Below are 5,672 nucleotides of genomic sequence, written 5' to 3' on the forward strand. Positions count from 1 at the left end.
GCGCACAGCACACCCTACCCAAACGCCAGCGCAATCACCTCGGTCGCGCCCATAAAAAAACCGGCCTCGCGGCCGGTTTTTTCTACAACAAGTTAGATCAACGTACGCCCGACTGACGCAGAGCGGCTGGGGTGTAGTCCGACTCCGAGGCTTTCAGGTTGAAGTCGTAAGCCGACTTCTCTTCGTTTTTCATGCCCAGGGCAATGTAACGACCGGACAGCAGGTCATACAGGGTTTCCAGGGTGTACCACGGCACTTGCTTGTCGTAGTAGAACTCAGCATGAGCCTCAGCTACGCGCCACAGGGTGCCACGGCCGTCGTAGTGGTCGCCTTCGGAAACCTGCCAGGTATCTTCGTCAAGGTAGAAGTCACGCTTGGCGTAGATGTGGCGCTCGCCTTCTTTCAGGGTGCCCACTACGTGCCATACACGGTGCAGCTCGTAACGGGTCAGGTCCTGGTTGATGTGGCCGGCCTTGATGATGTCCGAGTACTTCAGGTTCGGCGAATCGAGGCGGTAGTTGTTGTACGGAATGTAGATCTCTTTTTTGCCTTCCAGCTTCCAGTCGTAACGATCTGGCGCGCCGTTGTACATGTCGAAGTTGTCCGAGGTACGCAGGCCGTCGGCAGCGGTACCTGGGCCGTCATACGACACTTGCGGTGCGCGACGTACGCGACGCTGACCGGCGTTGTAGATCCACGCCAAGCGCGGCTCTTTAACTTGGTCGAGGGTTTCGTGCACCAGCAATACGTTACCGGCCAAGCGCGACGGAGCGGTTACCTGTTGCTTGAAGTAGAACAGGATGTTGCTTGGCTTGTTCGGGTCGTAGTCGGTCAGGTTGGCGCGGAAGGTGAATTGGTCTTCGAAGTACACCAGCGAGTAGGAACCGTTGGCCTGCGGCGTGGCCTGGGTTACCAGACGCTTCAAGCTGCCGCCGCGATAACGGGTGATCTGGTTCCAGATCGCTTCCACACCGTCTTTTGGAATCGGGAACGGGTAGGCCGTGGTGAAGTTTTCCAGACCGTTACCACCTTGTACCAGCTTGGTATTAACGGCGTTTTTCTTCGCTGCCGCCTGCACATCAGCCGGCACGGTAGCGGTACGGTGAGTGGTGTAGACCGGAATTTTGTAGGTTTCCGGGTAGCGTTTGAACATCGCGTACTGGCCAGGAGTGAGCTTGGCTTTGTACTGCTCAACGTTTTGCGCGGTGATGGTGAACAGCGGTTTTTCGTTGGCGAACGGGTCGCTCAGAAAGCCTTTGCTGTCCACGGTGCCCGCGTTCTGCGGCAAGCCACCGGTCCAGGCTGGAATGGTGCCATCGGCGTTGCCGGCCATTTCTGCGCCGACTGGAGTCAAGGTAGTACCGAGCTTGGCAGCTTCCTCGGCCGAAACAGCGGCCATTACGCTAGTAGCCAACAACGACAGTGCCAATGCAGCGCCGGTGTTCAGCAGACTCTTTGTTATTTTCATAGTCATAGCCTTCCTCAAAGTTCCTGTCTGCTTAGAAGTTCACGCCGAAGCTGAGTGCGGCGAAGTCGCGGTCTGCCAAGGTGTTGTAGTCGCCACCGAAAAAGTTGGTGTACGACAGGCTGGCGGTGTAGGTGTTTTGGTAGTCGGCATCGACACCCAGGCTTACCGCTTTAGCACCTTCGTTGAACAGGCCGTTAGCGCCGTAACCACTTACGTCATGCGACCAAGCGATGTTTGGCTTCAGGTTGATACCGGCGAAAACGCTGTTGTAGTCCCAGATAGCGCGAGCACGGTAACCCCACGAGGTAGAGGTGGCGAAGCCATCGTTTTCGCAGTACTTGGAGACGTTTTTGGTGTTGGTACCCAGTGTCGCGCGGTTGAGCACGTTGCAGGTGTTTTGCCCACCAGTAGCGGCAAGTGGACCTGGGCCATAGCTAGGATCGCGACCATAACGAATGTCGGAATTACTCTCCAAACCGCCAATGTGGCTAACGCCAACCTCACCCACCAAGGTAAAACGCTCGGCGCCCATTACCTGATCAAAGAAGTGAGTGAAGGTGGTTTGGAATTGGGTGATTTCCTTACGTTTATAACCGTGCAGGTCCTCGCCAATGCCACCATTCAGCGTCGAGGCGTTAGCGTAAGCGCCGCCCAGTAGTTTCACACCGCCGTACAGAATGTCTGTGGAGTTGATCTGCACTGGAGCATTCGGCCGGTAGCTCAGCTCACCACTCCACGCGGTGCCGTCAGGCAATGTGGTGGAGAAGCTCAGCCCGTACAGGCGAATATCTTCCGGGTATTCCATGAAGTAGGACGAGTTGCCCGCAATGATCAATGGCGCCAGGCTCGCGCCCAATGCGCCTGCGCCAGCGTAGGTTGCAGCGCCAGGAGCAGTAGCGCTGAAAATCGGCGCGCGGCTGTGGTAGTTCATGAAATACGCGCCGAACTCAGTGTTCAGCTCGTCAGCGAAGTAGCGAAACGCACCGCCCCACTGGCCGCTGTCGCGGGCGTCGCGATCACCGGAACGTTTAACGATTACGCCTTCATCAGGATCACCCCAATTCACACCACGCGCTGCGAGACCTGCAAGGGCGCCATTCGCTGTTGCGTTGGCAAGTGCCACTGAGCCGCCGCCAGCAATAACCTGGTTGAACGCAGCGGTACGAACGCCTTCACGAGTACGCAGAACAGCCAAGTTGCTATCGCAACCATCTGAAACGATGTCAGGTTGAGCGAAGAAAGTGCCGCAGTTGTCGGTAACGGTTTGGTCCCATTCCAACTGGTAGAAGGCTTCGGCCGACAGGTTTTCAGTCAGGCTCTGCTGCACAAAGAACATATTTACCGGAATCAAACCTTCCTTGATTTCAGCGCCTGGGCGACGGAAAGCGGAAACGTCGATCGGGTTAACGGCGTTGATACCGTTCTGAATAAACGTACTTTCACCCCAGCTCACTACCTGCTTGCCCAAGCGGACGGAGCCCGGCTGATTGGCGATCTGATAATTGTGGTAAACGAAGGCATCAAGGATCTGGCCGCCCGAAGACTGAGCGCCCTCTTTACGGTTGTTATCGGAGATCTGTTTGAATTCGCGGTCTTCGTCTTTCAGCTCAAAGTCGTACCAATACTTGCCACGAACAAATACGCCGGTGTCACCGTATTTCAGTTCGAGGTCATGGATACCTTTGAAGATCTTCGAGAAGGTTTCGCCCTTCTTAAAGTTCAGGTGCGAATCATCGGAGGTCTGCGACAGACCGTTGCCGCCGTTATTCACGCCAATCAGGTCTTTGTCGGCATCCTGGGTCGACCAGCTCGCGCCCACAGACAGCGACGAGTCGAACGAGCCTTCGATTTCACCAACGTTAAACGTGACGGCAAATGCGGGTGTGGCGAGGGTGGTGGCGAGGCTGACGGCCAGTGGCAGTTTTGCCAGGCGCCAGAACGTTCTTGTTGTTGTCATCGACGCTACTCCATGTTTGTTTTTTTGTTATGGATGGCAGCGACTATAGCCACAAGGATCTAAGCAATGATCCATATAAAGTGTGATTTGAACGCGCCAAGCACTCTGGAATGCAGGTTTCGGCGGTTTTAGATGCGGCGGTAGGGGTGACAAGTGGCTTAACGCCAGCGCTTGCGGGGCCAAGCGCTTGCTTGGGAGGCGGGCCGTATCGCGTGTATACGGCCCGTTACATTCAAACGGTGGACAAAAAGGCGCTGCCGGCCTCCTGCCATTGGGCGATATCCAGGCGGATACGCTTTTTGTCCAGCTTGCCCACGCTGGTCTTGGGAATTTCGGTAACAAGGGCAATTTGCGAGGGAATCGCCCACTTACTGAGTAGGCCCTGCTCAACGAAAGGTTTGAGGTGTTCCTTCAAGCTTTTTGCGTCAAGGCTATGGCCGTCACGGGCCACCAACAGGGCAAACGGGCGCTCGCCCCACTGCGGGTCGGGAATTCCCACTACCGCTACTTCGCGCACGCCAGGGTGACGGCTGACCAGGTCTTCCAGCTCTAAAGACGAAATCCATTCGCCGCCGGTTTTGATGACATCTTTGATACGGTCGCGAATATCGATAAAGCCCATGTTATCCAGCGTCGCCACGTCGCCGGTGTGCAGCCAGCCGCCTTCCCACAGTTCTTCGCTCTTCTGCGGTTCGCGGAAATAACCCTGGGTCAGCCATGGCGCACGCAGCACCAACTCGCCCTGGGCCTCGCCATCGGCGGGGAGGAATTTGCCATCGGCATCAATAATCGCCGCTTCCACCAACGGCACCGGTACGCCGGCTTTGATTCGGTAAGTGGTGCGCTCGTCTTCGCTGCCGGCCAGCAGTTCGTCATTCATATGGGCGCAGGAGATCATCGGGCAGGTTTCCGACATGCCGTAGGCCGCGGTCAGATGAATGCCACGGGCTTTGGCGGCGTCGTACAGCGAACGGTTGAGCGAGCTGCCGCCGATGATGATTTTCCAGCCTTTAAAGTCCACGTCCTGCGCGGCCTTGGCGTTCATCACCATTTGCAGAATGGTCGGTACGCAGTGGGAGAACGTGACCTTTTCTTTCCTCCACAAACCCACTAACAACTCCGGATCGTAACGGCCCGGGTACACCTGCTTAATGCCCAACATGGTCGCCACATACGGCACGCCCCAGGCATGCACATGGAACATCGGCGTGATGGGCATATACACGTCGTCGTTGGCCATCAGCCGCGGCGTTTGTACCGCGCCCATCATGCTGGCCATGCCCATGGTGTGCAGCACCAATTGGCGGTGGGTGAAGTACACGCCTTTGGGGTTGCCGGTGGTGCCGGTGGTGTAGAAGGTGGTGGCGACGGAGTTTTCGTCAAAGTCGGGGAAGTCGTACTGCGTGCTGGCGGCGGCCAGCAATTGTTCGTACTCGCCGACCAGGCCTGGCAGGTCGGCGGTTTTATCGGCGCCGTCGGTAAGCAGGATGGTTTTTTCCACCGTGGTCAGCGCGCCGGCAATGCCCTGATAAATCGGTAGGAACTCGCTGTTGACCAGAACGAAACGGTCGTCGGCGTGGTTCATGGTGTACAGAATTTGTTCAGGCGAGAGGCGGATGTTAATGGTGTGCAGCACCGCGCCAATCATCGGCACCGCGAACATGCATTCGAGATAACGGTGGCTGTCCCAATCCATCACCGCCACGGTGTCACCGGCCTTCACACCGGCATTGGTCAGCACGTTGGCCAGTCGGGCGACGCGCTCGTTAAACGTCAGGTAGCTGTAACGCACCAGATCGCGGTAGACGATTTCCCGGGTTTTCTCATAGCGACTGCCCGACAGCAGCAAGCGTTTGATCAACAGCGGCGCTTGGTAAGCGTTGTCGGCGGGTTTGATTACACGGGTTTGCAGCATGAAGGCACCTATGCACACAGGACTGAGATTTTCTTATGAGGGGCACTCTAGAGCCCTGGCGCTAGGCATAAATCAGTCAAAAGAATGATTTGCGCGTGACTCTTTGGCCACTTTTAGTCACAGGGTAGAATCCCCTCCATCGGCCGGTCTTCAACGGCTGCACCAGATACCCTGTTAGAACAACAAGAGGACAGTTCAAATGACCGACATCGTTATCGTCAGCGGCGCCCGCACCCCCATGGGTGGTTTCCAGGGCAGCCTTTCCAGCGTGCCAGCGGTCGATCTCGGCGCCGCCGCCATCCGTGAAGCGGTACAACGCGCCGGCATTCAGG

3 protein-coding genes and 1 pseudogene are annotated in these 5,672 nt (G+C 56.8%); 1 reads left to right on the forward strand and 3 read right to left on the reverse strand.

The window, feature by feature from the left end:
* Positions 1-97: 97 nt before the first annotated feature.
* The 3 genes from AAAB16_RS21570 to AAAB16_RS21580 all read right to left on the reverse strand — a co-directional run bounded on the left by AAAB16_RS21570 (position 98) and on the right by AAAB16_RS21580 (position 5,340).
* Entirely contained in the window at positions 98-1,468 is a 1,371-nt protein-coding gene (locus AAAB16_RS21570; protein WP_340665181.1) for a DUF1329 domain-containing protein, read from the reverse strand.
* A gap of 31 nt (positions 1,469-1,499) precedes the next feature.
* Entirely contained in the window at positions 1,500-3,425 is a 1,926-nt protein-coding gene (locus AAAB16_RS21575) for a DUF1302 domain-containing protein (RefSeq protein ID WP_340665182.1), read from the reverse strand.
* Between the two features lie 232 nt (positions 3,426-3,657).
* The gene (locus tag AAAB16_RS21580; RefSeq protein WP_340665183.1) at positions 3,658-5,340 is read right to left on the reverse strand and encodes a fatty acid--CoA ligase; all 1,683 of its coding nucleotides are present in this window, start codon (positions 5,338-5,340) and stop codon (positions 3,658-3,660) included.
* A 199-nt stretch (positions 5,341-5,539) separates the two neighbouring features.
* Between AAAB16_RS21580 and AAAB16_RS21585 the strand changes: the two are divergent.
* Positions 5,540-5,672, forward strand: a pseudogene (locus AAAB16_RS21585) (acetyl-CoA C-acetyltransferase); the annotation flags it as partial.

The organism is Pseudomonas sp. (genome assembly GCF_037994325.1).
Lineage (GTDB): Bacteria > Pseudomonadota > Gammaproteobacteria > Pseudomonadales > Pseudomonadaceae > Aquipseudomonas.

Excerpts from the sequence above, each read along its gene's own strand:
- AAAB16_RS21570 (WP_340665181.1), bottom strand. The coding sequence starts at position 1,468 with ATGAAAATAACAAAGAGTCTGCTGAACACCGGCGCTGCATTGGCACTG.
- AAAB16_RS21575 (WP_340665182.1), bottom strand. The coding sequence starts at position 3,425 with ATGACAACAACAAGAACGTTCTGGCGCCTGGCAAAACTGCCACTGGCC.
- AAAB16_RS21580 (WP_340665183.1), bottom strand. The coding sequence starts at position 5,340 with ATGCTGCAAACCCGTGTAATCAAACCCGCCGACAACGCTTACCAAGCG.